This is a genomic window from Listeria sp. MAN/IMW/UF464 (genome assembly GCF_058683955.1).
On record NZ_JBZWZP010000002.1, the window covers coordinates 234,361 to 256,851 of the forward strand.

Annotated in this window: 26 protein-coding genes, 1 tRNA gene and 1 pseudogene; 19 read left to right on the top strand and 9 right to left on the bottom strand. The window is 37.4% G+C overall.

Annotated features, from left to right (window positions below):
• Positions 1 to 527 precede the first annotated feature (527 nt).
• A complete protein-coding gene (locus tag AC4PG0_RS08390; RefSeq protein WP_267667710.1) occupies positions 528 to 1,808 on the top strand; it encodes a helix-turn-helix domain-containing protein in 1,281 nt (426 codons plus the stop codon).
• A 127-nt stretch (positions 1,809 to 1,935) separates the two neighbouring features.
• On the opposite strand, the gene AC4PG0_RS08395 is transcribed toward AC4PG0_RS08390, so the two are convergent.
• Positions 1,936 to 2,019 (bottom strand) — tRNA-Leu (locus AC4PG0_RS08395).
• Between the two features lie 132 nt (positions 2,020 to 2,151).
• Here AC4PG0_RS08395 and AC4PG0_RS08400 point away from each other — a divergent pair.
• The 10 genes from AC4PG0_RS08400 (at position 2,152) to tsaD (ending at position 8,995) form a co-directional block, all read left to right on the top strand.
• On the top strand, positions 2,152 to 3,045 hold the full coding sequence (locus AC4PG0_RS08400; RefSeq protein ID WP_492167606.1) for a phosphotransferase: 894 nt from the start codon (positions 2,152 to 2,154) through the stop codon (positions 3,043 to 3,045).
• The gene (locus AC4PG0_RS08405; RefSeq protein ID WP_492167607.1) at positions 3,042 to 3,668 is read left to right on the top strand and encodes a GyrI-like domain-containing protein; all 627 of its coding nucleotides are present in this window, start codon (positions 3,042 to 3,044) and stop codon (positions 3,666 to 3,668) included. The genes AC4PG0_RS08400 and AC4PG0_RS08405 overlap by 4 nt, the downstream gene beginning before the upstream one ends.
• A 106-nt stretch (positions 3,669 to 3,774) precedes the next feature.
• Positions 3,775 to 4,164 (top strand): fluoride efflux transporter CrcB, encoded by a 390-nt coding sequence (crcB, locus tag AC4PG0_RS08410; RefSeq protein ID WP_010991057.1) that lies wholly within the window; start codon positions 3,775 to 3,777, stop codon positions 4,162 to 4,164.
• Positions 4,154 to 4,510 (top strand): fluoride efflux transporter CrcB, encoded by a 357-nt coding sequence (gene crcB / locus AC4PG0_RS08415; protein WP_492167608.1) that lies wholly within the window; start codon positions 4,154 to 4,156, stop codon positions 4,508 to 4,510. Before crcB (AC4PG0_RS08410) ends, crcB (AC4PG0_RS08415) begins: the two co-directional genes overlap by 11 nt.
• Positions 4,511 to 4,605: 95 nt before the next feature.
• Positions 4,606 to 4,986: a hypothetical protein gene (locus AC4PG0_RS08420; protein ID WP_003763337.1), complete on the top strand. Its 381-nt coding sequence runs from the start codon at positions 4,606 to 4,608 to the stop codon at positions 4,984 to 4,986.
• Between the two features lie 148 nt (positions 4,987 to 5,134).
• Positions 5,135 to 6,268: an Lmo2079 family surface lipoprotein gene (locus AC4PG0_RS08425; RefSeq protein WP_003763335.1), complete on the top strand. Its 1,134-nt coding sequence runs from the start codon at positions 5,135 to 5,137 to the stop codon at positions 6,266 to 6,268.
• Between the two features lie 105 nt (positions 6,269 to 6,373).
• Complete coding sequence (tsaE, locus tag AC4PG0_RS08430) at positions 6,374 to 6,835, top strand: tRNA (adenosine(37)-N6)-threonylcarbamoyltransferase complex ATPase subunit type 1 TsaE (RefSeq protein ID WP_003763333.1); 462 nt, start codon at positions 6,374 to 6,376, stop codon at positions 6,833 to 6,835.
• Entirely contained in the window at positions 6,832 to 7,524 is a 693-nt protein-coding gene (gene tsaB / locus AC4PG0_RS08435; RefSeq protein WP_492167609.1) for a tRNA (adenosine(37)-N6)-threonylcarbamoyltransferase complex dimerization subunit type 1 TsaB, read from the top strand. Before tsaE ends, tsaB begins: the two co-directional genes overlap by 4 nt.
• Positions 7,521 to 7,976, top strand: a complete 456-nt coding sequence (gene rimI / locus AC4PG0_RS08440) for a ribosomal protein S18-alanine N-acetyltransferase (RefSeq protein ID WP_003763328.1) — start codon at positions 7,521 to 7,523, stop codon at positions 7,974 to 7,976. The genes tsaB and rimI overlap by 4 nt, the downstream gene beginning before the upstream one ends.
• Positions 7,973 to 8,995 carry a tRNA (adenosine(37)-N6)-threonylcarbamoyltransferase complex transferase subunit TsaD gene (tsaD, locus tag AC4PG0_RS08445; RefSeq protein ID WP_003769636.1) on the top strand — a complete coding sequence of 341 codons (1,023 nt, stop codon included), beginning with the start codon at positions 7,973 to 7,975 and terminating at the stop codon, positions 8,993 to 8,995. The genes rimI and tsaD overlap by 4 nt, the downstream gene beginning before the upstream one ends.
• A 76-nt stretch (positions 8,996 to 9,071) precedes the next feature.
• Here the strand turns inward: tsaD and AC4PG0_RS08450 are convergent, their stop codons facing one another.
• Complete coding sequence (locus AC4PG0_RS08450) at positions 9,072 to 10,031, bottom strand: alpha/beta hydrolase (protein ID WP_203573807.1); 960 nt, start codon at positions 10,029 to 10,031, stop codon at positions 9,072 to 9,074.
• Between the two features lie 24 nt (positions 10,032 to 10,055).
• Positions 10,056 to 12,008 carry an ABC-F family ATP-binding cassette domain-containing protein gene (locus tag AC4PG0_RS08455; protein ID WP_003769633.1) on the bottom strand — a complete coding sequence of 651 codons (1,953 nt, stop codon included), beginning with the start codon at positions 12,006 to 12,008 and terminating at the stop codon, positions 10,056 to 10,058.
• Between the two features lie 310 nt (positions 12,009 to 12,318).
• Between AC4PG0_RS08455 and AC4PG0_RS08460 the strand changes: the two genes are divergently transcribed.
• Entirely contained in the window at positions 12,319 to 12,966 is a 648-nt protein-coding gene (locus tag AC4PG0_RS08460; RefSeq protein ID WP_003722329.1) for a redox-sensing transcriptional repressor Rex, read from the top strand.
• Between the two features lie 26 nt (positions 12,967 to 12,992).
• Here AC4PG0_RS08460 and AC4PG0_RS08465 read toward each other — a convergent pair.
• Together AC4PG0_RS08465 and AC4PG0_RS08470 are read right to left on the bottom strand one after the other, a co-directional pair.
• A pseudogene (locus tag AC4PG0_RS08465) lies at positions 12,993 to 13,197 on the bottom strand (DUF4305 domain-containing protein).
• Between the two features lies 1 nt (position 13,198).
• Positions 13,199 to 13,885, bottom strand: a complete 687-nt coding sequence (locus AC4PG0_RS08470; protein WP_033532858.1) for a CPBP family intramembrane glutamic endopeptidase — start codon at positions 13,883 to 13,885, stop codon at positions 13,199 to 13,201.
• 232 nt (positions 13,886 to 14,117) lie between these two features.
• Here AC4PG0_RS08470 and groES point away from each other — a divergent pair, with 232 nt between their 5' ends.
• The 4 genes from groES to AC4PG0_RS08490 all read left to right on the top strand — a co-directional run bounded on the left by groES (position 14,118) and on the right by AC4PG0_RS08490 (position 16,903).
• Positions 14,118 to 14,402: a co-chaperone GroES gene (gene groES / locus AC4PG0_RS08475; RefSeq protein ID WP_003726504.1), complete on the top strand. Its 285-nt coding sequence runs from the start codon at positions 14,118 to 14,120 to the stop codon at positions 14,400 to 14,402.
• Positions 14,403 to 14,434: 32 nt separating this feature from the next.
• Entirely contained in the window at positions 14,435 to 16,063 is a 1,629-nt protein-coding gene (gene groL, locus AC4PG0_RS08480; protein WP_003767780.1) for a chaperonin GroEL, read from the top strand.
• A 193-nt stretch (positions 16,064 to 16,256) separates the two neighbouring features.
• Positions 16,257 to 16,466, top strand: a complete 210-nt coding sequence (locus AC4PG0_RS08485) for a hypothetical protein (protein WP_003763314.1) — start codon at positions 16,257 to 16,259, stop codon at positions 16,464 to 16,466.
• A gap of 44 nt (positions 16,467 to 16,510) precedes the next feature.
• The gene (locus tag AC4PG0_RS08490; protein ID WP_003769625.1) at positions 16,511 to 16,903 is read left to right on the top strand and encodes a hypothetical protein; all 393 of its coding nucleotides are present in this window, start codon (positions 16,511 to 16,513) and stop codon (positions 16,901 to 16,903) included.
• Positions 16,904 to 16,959: 56 nt separating this feature from the next.
• Here AC4PG0_RS08490 and mscL read toward each other — a convergent pair whose 3' ends face one another.
• Together mscL and AC4PG0_RS08500 are read right to left on the bottom strand one after the other, a co-directional pair.
• On the bottom strand, positions 16,960 to 17,346 hold the full coding sequence (mscL, locus tag AC4PG0_RS08495; RefSeq protein ID WP_010991046.1) for a large conductance mechanosensitive channel protein MscL: 387 nt from the start codon (positions 17,344 to 17,346) through the stop codon (positions 16,960 to 16,962).
• 60 nt (positions 17,347 to 17,406) lie between these two features.
• Positions 17,407 to 17,598 (bottom strand): hypothetical protein, encoded by a 192-nt coding sequence (locus tag AC4PG0_RS08500; RefSeq protein ID WP_045552873.1) that lies wholly within the window; start codon positions 17,596 to 17,598, stop codon positions 17,407 to 17,409.
• Between the two features lie 145 nt (positions 17,599 to 17,743).
• Between AC4PG0_RS08500 and AC4PG0_RS08505 the strand changes: the two genes are divergently transcribed.
• From AC4PG0_RS08505 to AC4PG0_RS08515, 3 genes are read left to right on the top strand one after another with little or no spacing between them, the layout of a single operon-like run.
• Positions 17,744 to 19,369 (top strand): copper resistance CopC/CopD family protein, encoded by a 1,626-nt coding sequence (locus tag AC4PG0_RS08505; RefSeq protein ID WP_203573809.1) that lies wholly within the window; start codon positions 17,744 to 17,746, stop codon positions 19,367 to 19,369.
• A 12-nt stretch (positions 19,370 to 19,381) separates the two neighbouring features.
• On the top strand, positions 19,382 to 19,999 hold the full coding sequence (locus AC4PG0_RS08510; protein ID WP_010991044.1) for a YcnI family copper-binding membrane protein: 618 nt from the start codon (positions 19,382 to 19,384) through the stop codon (positions 19,997 to 19,999).
• Between the two features lie 18 nt (positions 20,000 to 20,017).
• Positions 20,018 to 20,659: an MOSC domain-containing protein gene (locus AC4PG0_RS08515; RefSeq protein WP_492167610.1), complete on the top strand. Its 642-nt coding sequence runs from the start codon at positions 20,018 to 20,020 to the stop codon at positions 20,657 to 20,659.
• Positions 20,660 to 20,664: 5 nt separating this feature from the next.
• Here the strand turns inward: AC4PG0_RS08515 and AC4PG0_RS08520 are convergent, their stop codons facing one another.
• Positions 20,665 to 21,408, bottom strand: coding sequence for a potassium channel family protein (locus tag AC4PG0_RS08520; protein ID WP_033532862.1), 744 nt, complete (start codon positions 21,406 to 21,408; stop codon positions 20,665 to 20,667).
• A gap of 110 nt (positions 21,409 to 21,518) precedes the next feature.
• Positions 21,519 to 22,436 carry a COX15/CtaA family protein gene (locus AC4PG0_RS08525; protein WP_003723941.1) on the bottom strand — a complete coding sequence of 306 codons (918 nt, stop codon included), beginning with the start codon at positions 22,434 to 22,436 and terminating at the stop codon, positions 21,519 to 21,521.
• Positions 22,437 to 22,491: the final 55 nt, after the last annotated feature.

Below are 22,491 nucleotides of genomic sequence, written 5' to 3' on the forward strand. Positions count from 1 at the left end.
AGAGTATATTTCCATTTGTTTCCTTTTTCCTCAGTATGGCGATTTAAATGGTAAAATATTGTTCTACGTTTCCGTTTACGTAGGAATGCTTTAAAAAGGGAATGAATAGTTACTATTTTATGGACTCCTGAGTGTTTTAGGAATCCTGTTTTACTTTGCTGTTTTATAGTTGCATGTGGGAGCAATGGAAACTCTGTAGGGAAATGTATGAGGGATAATTTTACAGATAATGCAAAATAAAATAATAGCGATTCAAGGAATTTTTTAATGTCTTTACTTTGCCATTGGTGTAAAAAGCTAATGGCGAACGTAAAGAAAAACATTAAATATGGCAAATTAGTGAAGCGTGTAAAGATGCTTGAAATCAAGTCTAGTACTGAATTTAAGCCTTGTGTAAGACTGGATAATTAAAACAGAAAAATCATTCGTTATGAAAAGAAGCTAAAACTAATAAATAAGGTATTTGTTTTCTAAAAATAAATGTATATAATTAAAAGAAAAGTTTTCTAAGTAATGGCGGTGACATCATGGATTTAATCGGTTTACGAATTAGAAATATCCGTAAAATAAAACAACTTACTTTAAAAGAGGCGGCTAAAGGAATCATTTCCGTCCCTTATTTAGCTAATATAGAAAATGGTGTGAAAGTGGCTTCTTTTGAAACGTTAATGCATATAGCGAAACGTCTGGAAATACCGGAAGAAGCTCTTTTAATAGGTAATGAAGATTTAAATAAAGAATTATTACAAGAACTCAAGCAGATATTTGATTTACTTGTTTTTTCAAATACAAAAGAAGCGGGAGATAGACTTGATCAAATAGCTGCGAGTGTCGATTTACTGTGTGAATCTCCTGTTATAGAACTTAGTTTTTACTGGCTTCAAGCAGGTTTTTACTATAAAATATGGGAATTTTCTAAAGCTAGAGAAATAGAAAGAAAGTATTTGAATAGTAATGAAAAGCGTGTAGTGGAGTCATTCCCACCGGATTTGCTTAGTTATTATTACTATGGGCAAGCTGTGAAACATTCTCATGCTACTTGCGACTATCAATTGGCAGTGGAGTACTGGGAAAAAAGCATTGATTTAACTGATAAAGCTGCGTTTCAAGTGGTTTTTCAAGTGGGGCTTTGTATTAATTACATATGTCTAAATAACTATGAACCTGCTTTAAAACACATTGAATGTGCCTGGAACTTAATTAAGAGATTCCCGAGCAAAGACCAAGAAAGAATCACGGCCATTTTATATTTGTATGGTTATATAAACTTTCAAATTGGCTTTATGACTGAAGCAAAGCGGAAATTTGAAGAAGTGCTAGTATTTTTTAACATGTATCCAGAAGCTAAAACAATGTATTATTTTCTTGTTCGCTTTAAGCTGGCAGAAATAGAAAGAGTTGAAGGTAATCATGAGTTGTTTGATGAGAAGATAGTTTGTTTATACGAGGAATTAATGGCGCATGAGGCTTCCGAGATAGGTTTTAATAACAATGACTACCTTGTAATTACAGAACTGATGGTTATTTTTGCCGAACAAGGGTCAGTATTAGAAGCAAGTAATTTACTGGCTATTATTAACAAAGTAACTGAGCAAGTAATGGAAATCAATTTTTTTGTAACCTATACGGAAACATTACTGCTGTACCATCAAAACAAGCAATCTAGCTATGAAAAGAAAATGCTAGGTTTGCTTAAAAAAATTGATGAATCCAATGATCCAGCATTAATTGAACGCGTAAAAAAACACGCAAGTAAACACTTCGCTGACTCAACGAAATATAAAATGGCATATAATATTTTAGCTTAGTATAAAAAAAAGGAAGACCAGTTCAGTAGTTAACCTGGTTTTCCTTTTTTCGTCGAGTGTAATTTGTTCTATCAAAAAAGGTTTCGTAACTGTATGGACAATTACGAAACCTACTTGTAGTTCTCTATGCGGCCGAGAGGACTTGAACCTCCACGGGTTTTACCCCACTAGGCCCTCAACCTAGCGCGTCTGCCGATTCCGCCACGACCGCGTATGCGTAGCAAAACTAATTATAATATTGATTCTATTATTTTGTCAATAAATTCTGCATAGATAATTGAGAAAAAGTAAGCGTATTCTTGTATAATAGAGAATAGCTAATTAATAGGAGGGAGAGCTAATTATGGATGTGACCCAATTGAAAATGTTGCGTAATGCGAAAGTGGTTTCAGAAATAAAAAAGGGTTTTTCTATCGATAAGAAATATCAGGTGGATGAAACCTATCTTGTACGTGTTTTTCCAAAAGAGTTACTCCAAACACGAAAGCAAGAATTTGAAATAATCCAAGCGTTAGGTTCTCAAACTCCATTTGTTCCACGAGCATATGATTTTGGCTGTACCGGCGGAGAAGGCTATATGATTATTGGTTATGTGCGCGGTGAAGATGCGGAAAATGGCATGTTTAGCTTATCACATTCCGAACAGTTTAAGGCTGGTTTTTCAGCAGGGGAAATTTTACGAGAAGTTCATAAAATACCGCTAGATACACCAAAAATGAACTGGTTGGATTTTCAAACAGCTAAATTTAAACGAAAAGTGGAGGAATTAAAAGAATTAGAAATAACAGCTTCTTTTTTAACAGAAACCGAACAGTTTGTTTATGAGAATATAGCTAGATTAAAAAATAGACCGATTTGTTTACAGCATGGAGATTTTCATCCAGCGAATATTATTTTAAAGAACAAAAAGTTTGCGGGGCTAATTGACTTTAATCGGCTAGAGTTTGGCGATCCTTTATTTGATTTAGCTAAAATCGGCTTTTTTACAACAGAGGTCAGTATACCTTTTGCACGAGGAAATATTTTAGGCTATATTGATAAAGAAGAAGTTGCAGATTTTTGGAATCTTTATGCGCTTTACACGGCGATGCATATTACTTCGGCCGTTAATTGGGCGGCAAAAAATGAATCTCGTAATTTTAATAAGTTAATGAATTACGCAGCAAAGACGGCAGCTAGTCATGATAATTTTCAGAAGCTGATGCCAGACTGGATGAACAAGGAGGAATTCAAATGACTGAAAAGAAAATTGATTTTAAAAAAGAGGAAAAGAAATTCTATGCGCCTAAAAGAAAACCAGAGCGTATTTTTGTTCCGGAAATGAATTTTTTGATGGTGGATGGGAAAGGCGATCCGGACGGAGAGGAGTATCAAAAGGCAGTGCGGTCACTTTATGCGATTGCGTACACGATTAAAATGAGCAAGATGGGCGAGACGCGTCTGGATGGTTACTCGGATTTTGTTGTACCGCCGCTGGAAGGTTTTTGGTGGTCTGAAGGGAAGTTTGATTTAAAGGACAGAGATGCGTGGCTTTGGACATCGATTCTTAGACAACCAGATTTTGTTACCGAAGAAGTGTTGGAGTGGGCGAAAGAGGTTGCAAGGAAGAAAAAGCCTGACGTTGATACGAGTCGCGTGAAATTGGTTCGTTTTGAGGAAGGGGAATGTGTGCAAATGATGCATGTGGGGCCATTCAGCGAGGAAGTGCATACTGTGGCGGAAATGCATCAATTTATGGAAATAGAAGGGCTTCGGAACGACACCGGAGCTATTCGGAAACATCATGAAATCTATTTGAGCGATCCACGAAAAGCAAATCCAGAAAAAATGAAGACCATCCTTCGACTTCCAGTGAGTTGAATAATTGGAATGTTTTGCGTTATAGTATAGAAGAAATAGGACAAAGGCGACTGCCCGAAATGTAAATATTTCAGGGTAGTTTTTTTGTGAAGTGGGGTTTTTGAGGATGTATTTTTTATATGTGGGGATTTTTGGTGCGTTAGGCGGAATGTGCCGGTATGCGATGAATTTATGGCTTGGCGGCGGAGATTTTCCTTCTGCGACTTTAGCAGTTAATCTAATAGGTTGTTTTTTATTAGCTTTCATAATGCCTTTTTTGGCGGAAAAATCGCGTATTTCATTGGTGCTTTTAAACGGAATTGGGACTGGGTTTATTGGCGCATTCACGACTTTTTCGGCATTTAGTGTGGATACGATTGAATTATTGCAACAAGGTGAAGTGGTGTTAGCTATTAGTTATATTTTGGTGAGCTTAATTGGCGGCCTTGTGATGGTGAAGTTTGGTAGAAGATTTAGTAATAAGCTCTTGAGGCGAGGTGCGCATCATGTTGATTAATTTCTTGCTTGTCGGTTTTGGTGCAAGCCTTGGTGCGATTTTGCGTTATGGTATTTCTATATTTGTCAAAAGTAAATGGAAAACGGATTTTCCTTATGCGACTTTTTTTATAAATATCACAGGATCATTTTTACTAGGATTTCTTGTTTCTACTGCGCTTGGGCCAATGTGGCAGCTTTTTTTAGGCACGGGTTTTATGGGCGGATACACGACATTTTCGACTTTTAAAGTAGAGAGTATGGAATTAAAGTGGAAGGCAAATTTTCAGGTGTTATTTTCATATGTTGGTTTGACTTATTTATGTGGTTTAATCGCAGCTTTTATCGGAATCATGCTTGGTGTATAAGAATTGTTTAAGAAAATAAGAAAACGATTGCCTGTATTTACGCAAGATGCTATGCTAGAAAGAACGAAAAGCTTCAGAGAGGACGAGAACAAGAGATGACAGGTTTTAAGAAGGTAATCTGGTCGGTTTTACTAGTCGTAATATTTTTGGCAGGCTGTAATCAGGAAGTAGTTCCTGCTTTAGTCCTTGATGGAACAGTGACAGATGCTAGTTTATTAGAAAATAATAAACAATTAACTGTAAATGGCACGTTAACATGGAGCGGCGAAAAAAATAATTATGCGAGCGAACTAATTGTAACGGTTAATAGCAATACGGCGGTAACAAATGCCACTACTGGTAAGACGATGAAACTTTCGGATATTAAAGATGGTGATACGATTAAAGCTACATTCCCACAAGGCACAAATGTAACTTCACCGGCACCAGGGAAAATTTCTGAAAATGCAACTTCATTAAAAGTAACACCAAAATAAAACGTTCCCTTTTTAGGGGGCGTTTTTTTATTAACTAAGTGAAAAGTTAAGTTAATTGTGACTAACTAGTGAATAATCTATAAATCTCCTTGTTTTCTGTACTTAAATTGTGTTAGTTTAAATGTATTAACGATACAGGGGGAGAACTATGAAAAAAGGGATATTATTTTCAATTTTGTTAGCTTTAGCGTTAGTAGTCAGTGCTTGTGGTGGGAATTCAGCAGCGAAAACACCACAAGAAAAATTTGTTCAAACAATGAAAAATGCAACTAATGTACCGGATCAATCTACATATACAACTTCTTTTGCCGTAACCGATATAGATGTTGCGAGTGCTGATTCCAGCGCTCAAACGATGGGGATTTTAAAAGATATTAAGCTTTCAATGACAACTTCAACAGATAAAACAGCAAAAAAATCAGAAACTAAATTAAACTTAACTTCCACGAATAATTTACTCCCAGTTTCCATTAATTTGGACTTCTTATTAGACAGTAAAACAGGTAATGTCTTTATTCCACTTAAAACTATTGTTCAGCCAGATGCTTCATTACTAAGTTATTTAGACCAATCAACTGGTGGCATGTGGTCACAAATTAATACCGAATATCCAGATTTAAAAAACAAATATCTTAGCACGGAAGAATTAACCAGTTCATTAACAGGCAAATCAGAAGCTAAGACTGCTGCTAACACAAAAGAAATGGAAGCAGCCTCCAAAGATTTAAATAAAAAAACGACTAAATTAATTGATAGTTATTTCAGTGGTTTAGAAAAAGATCGTTTTAAAGAAGCGGATGATGGCACACTTACAATCACACTTACAAACGCCGACCTTGCTAATATGATGAATCAAGTAGCAAAAATGATGGACGATGAAAAAGTAAAAGCAGACTTTAAAGTTATTGTAGAAAGCCAAGGTTCAGAAGCGGTAACAGATTTTGATACGACTTATACAGAAATGCAATCAAGCATAAAAGACGCAGCTAAATCTTTAAAAGACAATAAAGATACGAGCATTCATATTAAAGTTTCTGTAAAACCTGGCAAAGACAATTCATTTGATGCAATCACCCTTAAAACCAAAATTGATGACAAATCCGATGCTAATGCAGATCAATCAATTAGTTTTACTGTGAAAACAAAAGCGGAGAAATTTGTTCCAATAGCAGATTTCCCAACCAAAGACCAACTTATATCGAGCGAAGAATTAAATAAAATTATTACTGAAGTTACCATGAAAATGTACGGTGGAATGGATTTAACTGGAACAGGTTATTAATTCATCCGAAAGACGCAGCGACTTAGGTTGTTGCGTTTTTTTGATTTTTATTTTGGCACGGCTTTGTGGTATGATATGTAGAGAAAATGATGGACGGGTGAGGTAATGGAATTCGAATTAATAATGACAAATGAAAGAGAGACAAGGCTTCTCGCAAAACAACTCGGCGAACAATTAGCAGCCGGAGATGTGATTTTACTTGAAGGCGATCTCGGCGCGGGGAAAACTACTTTTACAAAAGGTCTTGGGGAAGGCCTTTTAATTCCGCAAATGATTAAAAGTCCGACATTTACGATTATCCGCGAATATAAAAAAGGGCGCTTGCCACTTTACCATATGGATGTATACCGCTTGGAGGATGCTTCAACTGATGAGCTCGGTTTGGAAGAATATTTTTACGGAGCGGGTGTGAGTGTGGTTGAATGGGCGCAGTTTGTTCGGGAGGATTTACCGGAAGAATACTTGGAAATTAAGCTTTTTCATATAGATGAGAATACGCGTAAGATGATAGTGAAGCCAGTTGGAGAACGATATGAGCAACTGGCGATGGAGGTTTTTGGGAAATGATACTTGGAATGGATACGTCTTCAGATACGATGACGATAGCACTTTTTAATGAAGGTGTTGTTCTTGGTGAATATACGACGAATTTGAAAAAAAATCATAGCGTGCGATTACTTCCGGCGATTGCTGCTTTAATGGAAGAATGTGCCGTAAAACCAACTGATATAGAAAAAATCGCTGTTGCTAAAGGTCCCGGTTCTTATACAGGGCTTCGGATTGGTGTAACCGTTGCGAAAACAATGGCGTGGGATGCTGGAATTCCAATTGTCGGCATTTCTTCCTTAGCACTTTTAGCAGAAAATGGTTTATACTTCCCCGGAAAAGTCGTTGCTTTGATGGATGCTCGTCGTATGAATGTGTATGCGGGTGTTTATCGTGCAAGTGACGGTGTAATGAAAAACGTTGTAGCCGATAGCCATATCGCGCTTACTGATTTACTTGAACAATTAACGGCGGAGAAGGAAGCAATTTTATTTGTTGGCACGTTAACGGAACAAATTCGCCTTACTGTGACGGAAGTTTTAGGGGAACGTGCTGTATTTAGTCAAGCTGATTATACTTATGCACGGGCTAGCTCACTTGTAAAACTGGCAGAGAATTTAGACGGTGAGCCAGCAGACAATTTTGTTCCAGATTATTTAAAACTGGCAGAAGCGGAAAGCAAGTGGTTGGAATCGAGGGGTTCTGAGTGAGTTTAGACGCGGCCTTAGTATTTCGAGAGGCAACTGTTGCGGATTTAAAAAGTATTATGAATGTAGAAAATGCTGCATTTACAGTACCTTGGACAGAAGCCGCTTTTCGAAATGAATTTATTATTAATCAATATGCCTACTATTTACTTGCGACTTATAAGGATCAAGTTGTCGGGTACGCGGGTGTATGGCTGGTGCTAGATGAAGGGCACATTACGAATATTGCGATTCATCCCGATTTTCAAGGTAATCACTACGGCGAGGCACTTTTACGGGAAATGATTCGTGTTGCAAAAGAGCGCGGTGTTGTTCGGATGACATTAGAAGTTCGCGTTTCAAACGATGTAGCACAAGGGCTTTACAAGAAATTAGGATTTCAAGACGGCGCCATTCGGAAAAACTATTATCCGGATACGAAAGAAGATGCGCTAGTGATGTGGGTGGACTTATGAAAAAAAATACATTAATTCTTGGGATAGAATCGAGCTGTGATGAAACAGCTGCTTCTGTTGTGAAAAATGGTTGTGAAATAGTATCTAGCGTTGTGGCTTCGCAAATTGAAAGTCATAAGCGATTCGGTGGTGTGGTTCCAGAAATTGCATCTCGTCATCATGTGGAACAAATTACGCTCGTGATTGAAGAAGCTTTAAAACAAGCGAATGTAACGATGGACGATTTAGACGGGGTGGCGGTAACTGAAGGACCTGGTTTAGTCGGTGCACTTCTAATTGGCGTCAATGCTGCAAAAACACTTGCTTTTATGCATAATTTGCCTTTAGTTGGTGTGCATCATATTGCTGGACATATTTATGCGAATCGCTTTGAAACAGAATTTCAATTTCCGCTTTTATCGTTAGTTGTCAGTGGTGGGCATACAGAACTTGTTTTAATGAAAGCAGATAATGAATTTGAAATTATCGGGGAAACAAGAGATGATGCGGCCGGCGAAGCATACGATAAAGTGGCGCGTACACTTGGTTTAGCTTATCCAGGTGGTGTTCAAATTGATAAACTTGCAAAAGATGGTGAAGACACGTTCCATTTTCCGCGGGCGATGATGGATGATGGTTCGTTTGACTTTAGTTTTAGCGGATTGAAGTCTTCTTTTATTAATACGTTGCATAATTTAAGACAGCGCGGGGAAGAACCAAATCCTAATGATATGGCAGCTAGTTTTCAAGCCAGTGTAGTCGATGTTTTAGTAAGTAAGACGATTCGCGCAGCTAAACAACATGGCGTGAAACAATTGCTTCTTGCTGGAGGAGTGGCGGCAAATCAAGGTTTGAGAGAGCGACTTATTCAAGAAGTAAAATTAGAACTTCCGGATACCGAGCTGATTATTCCGCCGTTATCGTTATGTGGTGATAATGCGGCTATGATTGCCGCTGCAGGGACAGTGAGTTTCTTACAAGGAAAACGAAGCAATTATGATATGAATGCAAATCCAGGTTTATTGCTGGAAGACATTTAAAAAAGCATGCGGAGTTAAATTCCGCATGCCCGGGACTGCAATCAAAGTAATTTCTCACTTTGATTGCAGTCTTTTTTTACATTGTTTTAGTTAAAAATTGTCGGACTTTTTCTTCGTAAGTTTCTGGCTCAACAGTGAATGCTTGACCATGTTCAGCGCCTTTTACAACCCATTTTTCCTTGTAGCTTTTGGTGGCGTCATATAGTTCTTCTACCATAGAAGTAGGGACAAATGCATCTGAATCACCGTGAATATAGAAAATAGGTAAATCAGTTTCAGCTACGGCATTAATCGCACTTGCTTCACTGAAAAAGAAACCTTCTTTTACTTTATTGATAAGACTAGCCATTGGAATGATTGGGAATTTCGGTAAATGAAACATTGCTTTTAATTGATAAGCTAGTTCGGCGTCCATGGAAGTATAGCCACAATCCGCGATAATACTTTTTACTTGTTTCGGCAGCTTTTCGGCACTTGTCATGAGGACGGTGGAACTCCCCATGGAAACACCATGAAGGACAATTTCTGTATCATCGCCATTTTTATCGAGTACTTGGTTTGTCCACTGAACATAATCTTTACGTTCTGGCCAACCAAAGCCTATATTTTTTCCTTCACTTTCGCCGTGTGCTCTTGCGTCAGGCATTAATACATTGTAGCCGAATTTTTGATTATACATCCTTGCTAGACCAGCCATTTCGACTTTGCCGCTTTTCCCTCGATAACCATGTGCCAAAATAATGGTTGTATTGGAAGGTGAGGGTGCTTCTAAATAATTAGCGACTAGTTTCAAGCCATCTGCTGAGGTTTCTGTCCATTTTGTTAGACGTTGTTGCTCCATCCAAGCGGTATTTTCTTGGCGATTTTTCTTCGCAAGTTTGGCTGTTTCTGTAGTTTGATCGGCAGTCGGTTTATCATTCATACTTGAATTATCACGAGATAGTGCATAGCTATATAAGTAAAAACTTGCGCAAATACTAATAATTACAAGTAACCCAACGATAATTGAACCAGAAATAATTAAAATCTTTTTCATTGTTAGCTCCTTTTTTTATGTAGATTACATAGATTCTAGTTCTTCGCTTACTTTTTCCCATTCTTCCATCAATTTTTCACCACGTGCTTTTACCACATCAAGTTCCTGCGTAATTTCAAAAGCTTTCTCATGATCTTGAAAAATTTCCGGTTTGGTTAATTGAAGTTCTAGTTCGGCGATTTTTTTATCTGTTTCTTCCATAGACTTTTCTACTTCTTCTAGTTTGCGTTTTCTTTGACGAAGTAGTTTTTGTTGTTCTTTTTCTTCTTGATAATTTAGTTTTCTAACCGAGGCAGTTGCTTCGACAGGTTCCCCTTTTTTACGACGATCTTCTGCATCAAGGCGCGCTAGTTCTTTTGCTTCGGCGATTTTTTCCTGATAATAATCATAATCGCCAAGGAAAACGGTCGCTTTTTCTGGAGCTAGTTCTACTACTTTTGAAGCGATGCGATTAATAAAGTAACGGTCATGAGAAACAAATAGAATCGTTCCTTCAAAATCGATCAAAGCAGCTTCTAAAACTTCTTTACTTTCAATGTCTAAATGGTTGGTAGGTTCATCAAGAATTAGCACATTGGCTTCAAGTAAAGTAAGTTTGGCAAGAGCGAGTCTAGCTTTTTCACCACCACTAAGGGATTGAACGTTTTTTAGGACGTCATCATCTGAAAATAAGAAATTACCCAGTGTTGTTCGAACGTTCACTTCATTTAATTCTGGATAATCATCCCAAAGTTCCATCAAAACAGTTTTGTTGGATGTTAGTTTAGCTTGTTCTTGGTCATAGTAACCGATTTTGACACCTGCTCCAAAATGAAATTCACCGCTAAGAGCTGGAATATCACGAATAAGTGTTTTAAGAAGGGTAGATTTACCGATTCCGTTTGGACCAACGAGCGCTAGACTATCTTGACGTTTCATTTCGAATGTTAGATTGGAAGCGATGCGCTTGTCTTTGGCGTAACCAATACTTAATTCATCTACCATTAAAACATCTTTACCAGTTTGCTTTTCAAATTGGAAGCCAAAATGAGCCGATTTTTCGTCGCCTTGAGGTCGGGCGAGTACATCCATTTTTTCTAATTGTTTTCTTCTGCTTTGAGCTCGCTTAGTAGTAGAAGCGCGAACGATATTTCTAGCGACAAAATCTTCTAGCTTGGAAATTTGTTTTTGTTGTTTATCGAATTCTTTCCACATTTGTTCAAGTTTAGCTTGTTTTTGACTAACAAATGAACTGTAATTTCCTTTGTAGTGATCAATTCTTGTGCGGCTAATTTCGTATACTTGGTTAACGACTTTATCTAGGAAATAGCGGTCATGAGAAACGATAAGTAAAGAACCATGATAGTTTTGCAAATAGGTTTCTAACCATGCTAGTGTTTCAATGTCTAAATGGTTTGTCGGTTCATCGAGAACAAGAATATCCTGTTTCGCGAGTAATAACTTAGCCAGCGCAAGCCTTGTTTTTTGCCCACCACTGAGTGAGGCGATTTCTACTTCATAATCTTCTGGATAAAAGCGTAAACCGTTTAAAACGGAACGGATTTCTGCTTCATACGTATACCCACCAACTTCTTTAAAAGTGTGTTGCAAGGTATCGTAATCGGTCATCAATGCTTGATATTTTTCCGGATTATTATAAAGCTCAGGTTCCCCAAGACGAAGCTCCATTTTGCGTAAATCTGCTTCCATTTTTCTAAGTGAATCAAAAACACTTAACATTTCATCCCAGATTGTTTTCGTGGATTCAAGGCCAGTATTTTGAGCCAAATAGCCAATTTCGACACTTTTAGGTTTAGAAATTGTTCCGCCGTCATAACTCATTTTTCCAGCGATAATTTTAAGTAAAGTAGATTTACCGGCGCCATTTCGGCCAACTAAGGCAATTCGGTCGCCTGTTTTTACTTCTAATTTAATATTATCTAAAATAACTTCTGCACCGAAGAATTTAGAAATTTGCTGAACTTGTAATAATATCATAATCTCTCTCCTCGAACGTTCTCCTTACTAGTTTATCTTAAAAGCCAAGTAATCGCAATGAGAGAAGAAGGGCTTCACGTATAAGGCAGATTGTGAAAACACTCGCATTATTTGTGATTTTAGCGTAGAATGGAAAAGAAGGAAAACACTAGATATTTTGCGGGACAAACTATTGCTTGAAAATCATGAGCAAAAAGTTTGTGCATTCCTTGTGAAATGTTTATAGTATATAAGCAAGCATGTGAAAGGAAGTACAGTTCACAAAAGCTTCAACTTCAGAAAAAATTTAAAAGAAGAAGGGACAGAAGGCATGATGGAGGAAACAACAAAAATTCCACAAGCGACAGCAAAACGCTTACCATTATATCATCGTTACTTGAAATACCTAGATGAATCAGGCAAGGAACGAGTATCATCTGCGGAATTAAGTGAAGCGGTGAAAGTTGATTCAGCGACTATTCGACGTGATTTTTCGTACTTTGGCGCATTAGGTAAGAAAGGATACGGGTATAACGTTTCTTACATACTCGACTTTTTCAGTAAAACACTTAGTCAGGACAAACAGACAAATGTTGCACTAATCGGTGTAGGTAACCTAGGTACAGCATTATTACATTATAATTTCATGAAAAACAATAATATCAAAATCGTTGCTGCATTTGATGTAGACCCAGCGAAAGTTGGTAGTGTTCAACAAGACATTCCAATTTATCACTTAAATGATATGGAAGAAATTGTTCGTGAAAATGGTGTGGAAGTAGTTATTCTGACAGTTCCAGCTGATGAAGCACAAGTAACTGTAGATCGTTTAATTGAAGCAGATGTTAAAGGTATTCTAAACTTTACGCCAGCTCGTATTAGCGTTCCAAAACAAGTTCGTGTGCACCATATCGATCTTACAACGGAATTACAAACGTTAATCTATTTCCTGGAAAACTATCCAGCGAAAACAGAATAAAAAAACCTGTAGAAGGTAAGCAACACTTACTTTCTACAGGTTTTTTTTACGTCTTTTAAGCCCAGTGATAATAAGGCCAATACCAATACCAAAATCAATTAACATCATGAGTATAAGTATATAGGCAACAAGATCATAACCATATTCAGCCACTCGAACAATAACAAAATAGACAAATACAAGACCAAGCGCAAAATAAAGAAAACTTTGCTTTATTAATGAATTTTTCATATTATCCTCCAATGATTCCAAGACTCACGAGCAAAACAATGGTATTCATTAAAATATGTGCGCCCATCGAAACAGCAATTCGTTTCGTTTTCGTATAAAGAAAACAAAGAATTAATCCGATGACAAAATAAGTAAGTAAAAAGGAAATATCCCCGTGAAGTAGCCCAAAGAATAGCGAACTAATAACTGCAGCCACATGAATGTTCATCACATTACTCAGCCCACCAAAAACCACTTTTCTAAAAACAAGCTCTTCTAAAATTGGCCCGAGAACTGAAATGAAAATCAAGAAAATAGGCGCCGATCTAGTTAAATCAACAAGTAATTCTGTGTTTGCCGATTCACCAATATTCCCAGAAATTAGCGTTAGAATAATGCTACAAATAAATTGTGCTACGTATAACCCAATCACTCCACCAATAATCCACACAATACTCAGAAATGGCGCAGTTTTTTCACCGAGTTCGATTTTATTTTCTTTTGGTTTTCTATAAAGCATTGGAATAATAATGGCGAGTGATAATAAATTAGAAAAAATCGACCATGTAATTACCCCATAAGTTTGAGCATCCGCTGTAGAAATCGAAGTCATACTAAGTAAAATATGTTGAACAACGGGAATCCCAATAGATGCAGAAAATAGTAATAATAAATAAACTAATACAATCGTAATATAACGTTTAGCCAAAAAATACGCATCCCTTCTAAAAACAAGCTCCAGCTAAATGCTTAAAAATAGCGGAAATAGCTCTTCTTATTGTACTAGTTATCACGCTTTACCGCAAATAAGAATTCTTTAATTTTTAAACGTTTTTGCTTGCAATTTTTATTTAGTTTGGTATCATAATAACTGTATTAGCACTCTAATGTGTCGAGTGCTAAAATGAAAAATGTAATTATATCAGAGGAGGTCATTTACATTGTTAAAACCATTAGGAGATCGTGTTGTAATTGAAGTACTTGAAGCAGAGGAAAAAACAGCGAGTGGGATTGTATTACCAGACTCTGCCAAAGAAAAACCGCAATCAGGGAAAATTGTTGCAGTCGGTTCAGGTCGAGTGCTAGATAACGGCACAAAAGAACCGCTTGAAGTTGCAGAAGGTGACACGGTTATCTTCGCAAAATACTCTGGAACAGAAGTGACGTATGAAGGAACTGACTATCTGATTTTACGTGAAAGTGATATTTTAGCAATTACTAAATAATAAAAAAAGAAATAATCGGAGGGAAATATAAAATGGCAAAAGATATTAAATTTAGTGAAGATGCTCGTCGTGCCATGTTACGTGGTGTCGACCAACTAGCAAACGCAGTAAAAGTAACGCTTGGCCCAAAAGGTCGTAATGTTGTTTTAGAAAAAAAATTCGGTTCTCCGTTAATTACAAATGATGGTGTAACGATTGCAAAAGAAATCGAATTAGAAGACCCATTTGAAAACATGGGCGCAAAACTTGTATCTGAAGTTGCTTCTAAAACCAATGATGTTGCTGGGGACGGAACTACAACTGCTACCGTTTTAGCGCAAGCAATGATTCAAGAAGGCTTAAAAAACGTAACAGCTGGAGCAAATCCAGTAGGCGTTCGTCGTGGTATCGAAAAAGCCGTAGCAACTGCTATCGAAGAATTAAAAGCTATTTCTAAACCAATTGAAAGCAAAGAGTCTATCGCTCAAGTTGCTGCTATTTCTTCTGGTGATGAAGAAGTTGGTAAATTAATCGCAGAAGCAATGGAACGTGTTGGTAACGATGGCGTTATTACTATTGAAGAATCCAAAGGCTTTGCAACAGAATTAGACGTAGTAGAAGGTATGCAATTTGACCGTGGCTACACTAGCCCTTACATGGTAACTGATTCTGACAAAATGGAAGCAGTCCTTGAAAAACCATACATTTTAATTACAGATAAAAAAATCAACAACATCCAAGAAATCTTACCAGTTTTAGAACAAGTTGTTCAACAAGGTCGTCCAATGTTAATTATCGCGGAAGATGTTGAAGGGGAAGCTCAAGCAACTCTAGTACTAAACAAACTTCGCGGAACATTTAACGTAGTTGCAGTGAAAGCTCCTGGTTTCGGTGACCGCCGTAAAGCAATGCTAGAAGATATTGCTGTTTTAACTGGTGGACAAGTCATCACAGAAGACCTAGGCTTAGAACTAAAAACAGCTACAGTTGACCAACTTGGAACAGCTAACAAAGTAGTTGTAACAAAAGATGATACAACAATCGTAGAAGGAGCAGGCGATTCCACACAAATCAGCGCTCGCGTAAACCAAATCCGTGCGCAAATGGAAGAAACTACTTCTGAATTTGATAGAGAAAAATTACAAGAACGTTTAGCAAAACTTGCAGGTGGAGTAGCTGTTGTTAAAGTCGGCGCTGCAACTGAAACAGAGCTAAAAGAACGTAAATTACGTATTGAAGATGCCCTTAACTCTACTCGTGCAGCAGTAGAAGAAGGTATCGTAGCTGGTGGTGGTACTGCCCTTGTAAGTATTTACAATAAAGTAGCAGCACTAGAAGCAGAAGGCGATGTAGAAACAGGTATCAACATCGTGCTTCGTTCCCTAGAAGAACCAGTTCGTCAGATCGCGCATAACGCTGGACTTGAAGGTTCTGTTATCGTAGAACGCTTGAAACACGAAGCAGTTGGCGTTGGTTTCAACGCAGCTAATGGCGAATGGGTAAACATGATTGACGCTGGTATTGTTGATCCAACAAAAGTTACTCGTTCCGCATTACAAAACGCTTCATCTGTTGCTGCTCTTCTATTAACTACAGAAGCTGTTGTAGCAGATCAACCAGATGAAAACGGCCCAGCAGCAGGCCCAGATATGGGAATGGGCGGCATGGGCGGTATGATGTAATTCATATCAACCGAACAATAAAAAGATCTCTGAATTTTTTCAGGGATTTTTTTTGAATTAAATTGAAGTTAGCTGCCTTATTTTTATAACAACAAACCAAAACTTGTCACGGGGCATACAATTTTGGGACCTAAAAAGTAATCAGTTCTCTCCTAACCATTGTTATAATAAAAGAAAAGGAGATGCACTTGCTATGAGAGAAAATTCCATTATTGGTCGAATTATTGCATTTTGTGCGATTTGCTTTGCATTTTTTAATCCGAAAACGGTGACTTATTGGCTTGGAGTACGCGCGGAATCTGGGCCGGCTTGGTATCTTACAACAGTTGTCGCATGCGGAATTGCGGTTTTCGTACTGATCGATTTAATCAAAAAAATAAAACGAAGAAAAGCAGCAGAATGATAATTTTCGTGGTATACTACTAGAAAAACGACTAGGAGAACGCCATGAACTGGACACGTATAAGTAGTATTTTAATAGTTGGTTTTACAGCATTTGGAGCAATTTATGGGGGATTATCGATGGTTTTTAAGCCTAGTGGTAGTCTTTTATCACTTTCGACCGGATTGCTTGATGGTTCACCGTTTGTCGATTATTTAATCCCAGGCATATTTTTATTCATATTTGTTGGGTTATTCCATTTAGCAGCACTAATTTATTTACTAAAAAAATTACCACGAACAAAAGAAGTCATGTTTGCAGCAGCGGCCGTACTCGCAGTCTGGATGGTTGTTCAAATACTCATTATCGGTTATGTATTTATTTTACAAATTATCTTCTTAGTAGTCGCTGTGGTGGAAATGTTCTTAGCGGTACAATTAAAGAAACAACAACAATAAAAAAACAGGAACCTTTAGTCAGAAATAATGACTTAGGTTCCTGTTTTTTTATGTGCTTATTTTTGTTGTTCTTTTAATAAATCGCGAATTTCTTTTAAGTATTCTTCTGTTGGAGGTACTGGTGTCTCTTCGGTTGGTTGTTCTTTTTTCTTGATAAAACTAGTAAGTACTTTGACAAAAATAAAAATGGCAAAAGCGATGATGACAAAGTCCACGATGGATTGAATAAATGCACCATATTGAATGACTGATTTTCCAACTTTGAAGCTTAAATCTGAGAAATCAAGACCACCGAGGAGTACACCAACGAATGGCATGATGATGTTATTCACTAAAGATGAAACGATTTTTCCAAAAGCAGCCCCAATAACAACGGCCACCGCAAGATCTAGTACATTCCCTTTTAACGCGAAATCTCTAAATTCAACTAACATTTTTTTCATAAAATTCACCTCCCACATCTCAGTATAAAACATCTAACTGCGATGTGAAAGCAACTGAACTTATTTTAGTAATAAACTGCCGATGTATAGTGTCGGGGCCATTAAAGCATAACCAATAATAATAAAAGTAAGTGTTCGAAGCCAGAAAGAGCCCAAAATATTTGGTTTCCATTTAGCTAAGAGTGCTTGAAGCCACATCGTGATGAGTGTAACAAAAGCAAACATAAAAAATAATTCAACATAACGAAGCATAGAAAAATCCCCCTTGTCCTTTTCTTTCACTATGCCATAATCGCTATATCTTTTGCAATAGCGAGTGAGCCAATTATTTCCATTCAATTCTTGCACGTGATAAGTTAAAAAGAGTAAAACCGTTCGTTCGAAAAAGGAGCAGCAAATGAAATTATTTAAAAGGATCAGTTTTATTTTAATCGTATTATACATATTAATTGTGCCAGTTCAGCATGTTTCAGCGCATGCTTATTTGGAAAATTCAAACCCAGCCGATCAATCGCATATAAAAACAGCGCCAGAAAAAGTAACGCTCGTTTTTAATGAAGAAATTGAAGCGGATTTTCCTTTAATAGAAGTAAAAGATTCAAGTGGGAAGCAAGTAGAAACCGGCAAAACCTCTGTTTCTAAAAAGAATAATCATATGGTTGAAGCGTCTCTACCGGCTGAATTAAAAGCAGATGTCTATTCTGTTTCATGGCGTGTTGTGTCAGCGGATGGACATGCGGTTACGGGGATAATTTCTTTTAAGTTAGGCGATACGAAAGCGACGTTCCAAGAATCGGAAGTTCCCTCAAGTGGAGCGGACTTGCAAATTAGTTCGATTCAAAAAGCCATTTTATACATAGGATTTTCGTTGTTTATCGGTGTGCTTGTTTTTGGGTTAGGACTTTATCCACGAAAAGAACAGATATCAGAAAAAATTTCTGGACGTTTGAAAAAAGTAACTTGGATAGCGCTAGCACTTCTAGGTGTGGCTCTCTTCATGCAACTTTTCGTACAGACAAGTATCACAACGGGCGTTTCCATCAGTGAAAGTTTTGGACCGAGTAAGTTAGCTGCTTTCTTGACTACGAAAACAGGGTATATTTGGATCAGTGAATTTATCGTATGGCTGCTACTTGCCATTTTTACCATCATGATGTTCTTTAAAAATAAACAATGGAGCTGGTTCGCGCTTCTGACAGAGAGTGCATTAATTGGTTATTTGATTTTTGCGAAGGCTCAGAATGGACACGCTGCAGCCAGTGCCGATAAAATAGTAAGTATCACAGCAGATATGCTTCATATGATTGCAGCAAGTGTTTGGGTTGGCGGTATTTTAGTATTATTATTCGTATTACCGAAAACCGGAAAAGCGCGTGAAATTTGGAGCAGATTTGCCATTGTAGCAATCATCGCGGTAGCTTCAATACTCATTAGTGGCTTACTTATGGCAGTGATGAACATTGGTCAAATGTCTAATTTATTTACAACCAACTACGGCAAAATTCTTCTTTTCAAAATCGGTCTATTTTTACTAATGGCATTATTAGGTTTAGGACATTACATCTATCTCAAACTCAAAAACAAGAAGTTGCCATTTAAAACGATTTTAATTGAGCTTATCATTGGGACGATCATTCTTATCGTCGCAAGTGTTTTAACAAACGTACAAACCCCGCCACCACCTGCCCCAAAAGCATTTGATGAAACAATTGCAGCAGAAGGCGAAAATGCAAAAATCAATTTACGAGTAGAGCCAGCGACAGTCGGACAAAACCAATTTATTATCACTTTCACTTCCGCAGATGGAGCAACCAAAACAGATTTCGAACAAGTGACTATCACAACAAAATCTACTAAAACCGATGAAAAAGCCACTTTCCAAGCAAAACTTGCAAATGAGAACCAATATTTTGCAGAAGGACTTTATATTAACCAAACTGGGAAATGGGAAATTACGGTCCATGGCCTAACGAAAGATTTTACCGATATTAATCAGACATTTACAACCAATATTACACAGTAAAGGGGAAAAACAATGAAAAAAATTATTAGTTCGCTCGTCGTTTTATTAGCAGTTTTTATTATTCCATTTGAGGCAAGTGCGCATGTGTCGGTTTTACCAAGTGAGTCCACTGTTGACTCTTGGGAAACTTATACAATGAAAGTACCTTCCGAAAAAGACGCTGCATCAAAGAAAATCGTTTTAAAAGTAGCGAAAGGTGTTTCATTTGAATCATATGAACCCGTTCCCGGCTGGACGACTACAGTAGATAAGAAAAACAGTACAGTGACATGGCAAACGGAAGGCAGCGGGATTGAAAAAGGTCAATTCCAACGTTTTAGTTTTATCGCCAAAAATCCAAGTGAAGAAGGAGAAGTTGCTTGGAATGCCTACCAATATTATGAAGATGGCTCTATTGTCGAGTGGGTTGGCGCAGAAGATTCCGAGACCCCTCATGCAACAACGAAAATTTTGAAAGACTCATCCAAACAAACAACTGGCTCACACGGAGAAATGGTTGCAGGAGCCGAGAATACTGCTGGGGATACAAGCGAGTCTAATGACAATACCATTTTGCTATGGACGGCGCTTGCCATTGGTGTGCTCGCATTAATTACAAGCATTCTTGCTATCTTAAGCCGAAAAAAATAACATCAAAGGAGTAAACAGATGAAACCGAAAATCATCCATTTAGCAGTTGGAAAACCAAAAAATTTAACCCTTCCAAATAATAAACGAATGATGACTGGAATTGAAAAAAAGCTCGTTAAAAAAGCCCAATTAACTATGAATGGCTTTGAAAACGATGCACCTCATAATTTGAAATATCACGGTGGTGCGGATCGAACTGTATGCATTTATCCATATGAGCATTACGCAAAATGGGCTGAAATGTTTGGGGAAGAATTACAAGTAACCGCGTTTGGTGAGAATCTCATTGTCACTAATATGTTAGAAAGTACGGTCCAAATCGGTGATAAATTTCAAATTGGCGAAATCGTAATACAAGTGACAGAAGCACGAAATCCGTGTAGCACGATTGAGAAATTTAATGGAATACCAGATCTCTATAAAGCAATTCGCGAAACGGGTTTAACAGGTTATCTGTGCCGAACAATTACCCCAGGGGAAATTAGTGAATCAGCTGAAATGAAACAAATTCACCAAGAGTCGCACGGAGTAACAGTTGCCTTTTGTCATGAAAAAGTATTGCATAAAAAAGGCACACAAGAAGACTTTGAGCGGATTTTAGCTGTTCAGGCTTTATCCGAACGTTACCGGAATCAAGTCGAAAAGCTAATAAAAAAGTGATAGCGTCATTCGCTATCACTTTTTTTGGTCTCGTTTATTAATTCATTTTTTCTCAGTGTTAAAAATTGCTCAACTACTGCAATTTCTTCCTTCGTTAAATCAGGTGTATCGGCAATTAGTTGAGTGATTTTACTTGCCCGTTGTGTGCTAGAAGTAGCAGTTTTTTTAGCACGGAAAAAGTTGGTTAAAGTACTAGTTATCATCCCAATAAACGCTATCCCAAATAGCATCATTATCGATGCCAAAATTCGCCCAATTGGTGTTACTGGAACAATATCGCCATAGCCTACTGTAGTCGCCGTAACGATTGCCCACCAAAGTGCATCAGGATAGTTGTTTATTTCAGGTTCAATAAAAACCATTGGAACAGGAATAATAATCACGAGTAACACAAAAATCATTAAAAATCGATTTAATCCATTGGAACGGAAAAAGCTATAAATCGGCATAATATAACGTCTTCCCATCGCAGTAATACTTAGAAGATGGACAAAACTTACAATCCGCGCCGCTCTGAAACCACCGTAAAAAGGAATAATTGCAATCAGCTGGAAAGGATGCGTTTTTACATAATGCCACTTATCATCTGCTCGGTGAAACCTAACAAAATAATCTAATGTAAATATCACCCAAATAATCCAATTTAAAATAAAAGTAAAGTTGTTTCTGTACGGCAATAGGGCAAGGGAAAGTAGTATGAGACCAAGCATAAAAATCTCATAAATCATTTTTCTCTTTGTTTTATCCAAGTTATTCACCTCGTTTAACGTATATTCTTATTTATTTTAGCATAAAAACGATTGAAAACTGTAGATAAATCAAAAACAGCTGATGATTTTTTGGTCATCAGCTGTTTTCTTTATTTAATTCGTAGCCGATTACTTTTACTTCTTGATGCGAGTAAGCATAGGTAGCAAAGTAAGGCGAAGAGCATTGTAATAATTAAGCTATGTGCCAGTGCGATATACAAGTTCACTCCTGTATAAACAGAAAGCGCACCAGTAACCGCTTGAAGAGCGATAAACACAAGCGACAATACCATGCTAAAAGTTAACACGCGGTATCTTCTATAATCACGGAACACAAGCCAAGTTACATAAAGCAACCAAACAATTAAAATAAATGCGGCTAATCTGTGGAAATACTGAACGTAATCTTGCACCGAAGTAGGCATAATAAAGTGCCCATTTTCAAACGGCCAAACCGGAACGGCCATACTTGCTTTTTCGTGGCGTACAAGTGCACCAGTATAAACGGCTAAATACGTGTAAATCGTTAGCGCGTATATATTAATTCGTAATTTTGTCCCCATTACAAGGTTTCTGGCATCAAATTTCCTGTCCACCTCAAAAATCATTAAGGCAAGTAACACGATCGACGCATAACAAATGATGGAAATACCAAAGTGGAGCGCCATGATGTACGGATTTTGTCCCCATACAACTGCTGCCATTCCCATTAACGCTTGAATAATTAAAAATAACACAGCGATAATTGCAAGCGGTTTTGTTTCACGACGATTTTTCATATAAATCCAAGCACAAATCGCTAATACAATAACAAAAATCGAACTGATTCCCGTTGTCATTCGGTGCATGAATTCAATGAGTTTTTCAGGGGTAACATCTGTTAAACGAACTAATTGTCCATTACAAAGTGGCCAGCTATTACCACAACCATCTGCTGAACCAGTTTTCGTCACCAGCGCCCCGCCAAACACAACGACTGTCATACAAATAATCGTTAGTACGGACCAAACTTTTAAGAATTTTTTCATTATCTACCAATCTCTCCTTTAGATGCGTGTGAGATTTTACTAAAATTTGTTTATA

Excerpts from the sequence above, each read along its gene's own strand:
- AC4PG0_RS08390 (WP_267667710.1), top strand. The coding sequence starts at position 528 with ATGGATTTAATCGGTTTACGAATTAGAAATATCCGTAAAATAAAACAA.
- AC4PG0_RS08400 (WP_492167606.1), top strand. The coding sequence starts at position 2,152 with ATGGATGTGACCCAATTGAAAATGTTGCGTAATGCGAAAGTGGTTTCA.
- AC4PG0_RS08405 (WP_492167607.1), top strand. The coding sequence starts at position 3,042 with ATGACTGAAAAGAAAATTGATTTTAAAAAAGAGGAAAAGAAATTCTAT.
- crcB (WP_010991057.1), top strand. The coding sequence starts at position 3,775 with ATGTATTTTTTATATGTGGGGATTTTTGGTGCGTTAGGCGGAATGTGC.
- crcB (WP_492167608.1), top strand. The coding sequence starts at position 4,154 with ATGTTGATTAATTTCTTGCTTGTCGGTTTTGGTGCAAGCCTTGGTGCG.
- AC4PG0_RS08420 (WP_003763337.1), top strand. The coding sequence starts at position 4,606 with ATGACAGGTTTTAAGAAGGTAATCTGGTCGGTTTTACTAGTCGTAATA.
- AC4PG0_RS08425 (WP_003763335.1), top strand. The coding sequence starts at position 5,135 with ATGAAAAAAGGGATATTATTTTCAATTTTGTTAGCTTTAGCGTTAGTA.
- tsaE (WP_003763333.1), top strand. The coding sequence starts at position 6,374 with ATGGAATTCGAATTAATAATGACAAATGAAAGAGAGACAAGGCTTCTC.
- tsaB (WP_492167609.1), top strand. The coding sequence starts at position 6,832 with ATGATACTTGGAATGGATACGTCTTCAGATACGATGACGATAGCACTT.
- tsaD (WP_003769636.1), top strand. The coding sequence starts at position 7,973 with ATGAAAAAAAATACATTAATTCTTGGGATAGAATCGAGCTGTGATGAA.
- AC4PG0_RS08450 (WP_203573807.1), bottom strand. The coding sequence starts at position 10,031 with ATGAAAAAGATTTTAATTATTTCTGGTTCAATTATCGTTGGGTTACTT.
- AC4PG0_RS08455 (WP_003769633.1), bottom strand. The coding sequence starts at position 12,008 with ATGATATTATTACAAGTTCAGCAAATTTCTAAATTCTTCGGTGCAGAA.
- AC4PG0_RS08460 (WP_003722329.1), top strand. The coding sequence starts at position 12,319 with ATGATGGAGGAAACAACAAAAATTCCACAAGCGACAGCAAAACGCTTA.
- groL (WP_003767780.1), top strand. The coding sequence starts at position 14,435 with ATGGCAAAAGATATTAAATTTAGTGAAGATGCTCGTCGTGCCATGTTA.
- AC4PG0_RS08485 (WP_003763314.1), top strand. The coding sequence starts at position 16,257 with ATGAGAGAAAATTCCATTATTGGTCGAATTATTGCATTTTGTGCGATT.
- AC4PG0_RS08490 (WP_003769625.1), top strand. The coding sequence starts at position 16,511 with ATGAACTGGACACGTATAAGTAGTATTTTAATAGTTGGTTTTACAGCA.
- mscL (WP_010991046.1), bottom strand. The coding sequence starts at position 17,346 with ATGAAAAAAATGTTAGTTGAATTTAGAGATTTCGCGTTAAAAGGGAAT.
- AC4PG0_RS08500 (WP_045552873.1), bottom strand. The coding sequence starts at position 17,598 with ATGCTTCGTTATGTTGAATTATTTTTTATGTTTGCTTTTGTTACACTC.
- AC4PG0_RS08505 (WP_203573809.1), top strand. The coding sequence starts at position 17,744 with ATGAAATTATTTAAAAGGATCAGTTTTATTTTAATCGTATTATACATA.
- AC4PG0_RS08510 (WP_010991044.1), top strand. The coding sequence starts at position 19,382 with ATGAAAAAAATTATTAGTTCGCTCGTCGTTTTATTAGCAGTTTTTATT.
- AC4PG0_RS08515 (WP_492167610.1), top strand. The coding sequence starts at position 20,018 with ATGAAACCGAAAATCATCCATTTAGCAGTTGGAAAACCAAAAAATTTA.
- AC4PG0_RS08525 (WP_003723941.1), bottom strand. The coding sequence starts at position 22,436 with ATGAAAAAATTCTTAAAAGTTTGGTCCGTACTAACGATTATTTGTATG.